The following is a 1,061-nucleotide window of genomic DNA, read 5'->3' as shown; positions in this document are numbered from 1 at the left end:
GTACTGATCAAGAAACGTAGGCGTGACAAGCTTGTGCCCCGTTGATCGGGATCGTTTTCGCGGGTGACAGCCTGGATGCATGAGGTATTCAGACAGAAGCGGAGGGCTGTCTGCGCGGGTCCGGGAACAGCGGCAGGAACTGCGGTTGCGGGCGGCGGACATGTTCGCCGGGAACATCAAGCCGCCGCGGGTGGCCCGGTTGCTGGGCGTGACGCGTAAGTCGGCCTATGAGTGGCATCGGGCATGGCGGGCCGGAGGCAAGGCCGCGCTGGCCTCCAAGGGAGCCACCGGTAACGGCTGCAAGTTGACCGATGAGCAGCTGATGCACCTGGAGACGGCCTTGGAGCAGGGAGCCTCCGCTTACGGCTGGAGTGACCAGCGCTGGACGGCACCACGGGTCGCCACGTTGATCGCTGAGACGTTTCACGTCTCCTGCACCGCCCGTGGGGTGGTGTATCTGCTGAGGCGGCTGGGCTGGTCGTTTCAGGTGCCGGCGCATCGAGCCGCCCGCCGTGACGAGGCGCGGGTCACCGAGTGGACGAGGCGGGTGTGGCCGGCGATAAAAGCACCTGGGCGGCTTGGGGATCGTGGCTGGTCTTCGCCGACGAATCCGGCCAGAGCCTGAGACCGCCCCGAGGAAGGACCTGGGCCCGCAAAGGCCAGACCCCGGTGCTGGAGGTCTCCTACGGTGACCGGGGCCGCGTCTCGATCGCTGCTCTGATCTGCATCCAGCCAGGTCGTCGCGTTCGGCTGATCTACCGCACGATCACCTACCACCAGCGCCGGGGTGAGCGCAAAGGGTTCGTCGCGGCCGACTTCAAGGCTTTGCTGCATGCGGCTCATGCCCAGCTGGGCGGTCCGATCTCGCTGGTGTGGGACAGCCTGCCCGAGCACGTCAGCGCCCAGATGCGCCAGTGGATCACTGCCCAGGCCGACTGGTTGGTGGTCTATCGATTACCGCCGTACGCGCCTGACCTCAACCCGGCCGAGGGCATCTGGTCCAACCTGCGCATCGCCATCCTCAACTTCGCCGTCCGCAGCATTGACGAGCTCACCGCTCT

Annotated in this window: 1 protein-coding gene; it reads left to right on the top strand. The window is 66.3% G+C overall.

Annotation, left to right across the window (positions count from 1 at the left end):
- Positions 1 to 79: 79 nt before the first annotated feature.
- Positions 80 to 1,061 (top strand): IS630 family transposase gene (locus ACSDR0_RS50770; RefSeq protein WP_435296160.1). Its coding sequence is split into 2 segments (ribosomal slippage), with 983 coding nucleotides annotated over them: positions 80 to 623 and positions 623 to 1,061; the frame shifts between segments, so codons are not numbered across the junction. This gene is flagged as partial in the annotation.

It is taken from the genome of Streptosporangium sp. G11, assembly GCF_051192615.1.
In the GTDB taxonomy this organism is placed as follows: Bacteria; Actinomycetota; Actinomycetes; order Streptosporangiales; family Streptosporangiaceae; genus Streptosporangium.
The sequence above is the reverse complement of the archived record's forward strand: the minus strand, read 5'-3'. Positions and strand labels throughout refer to the sequence as shown.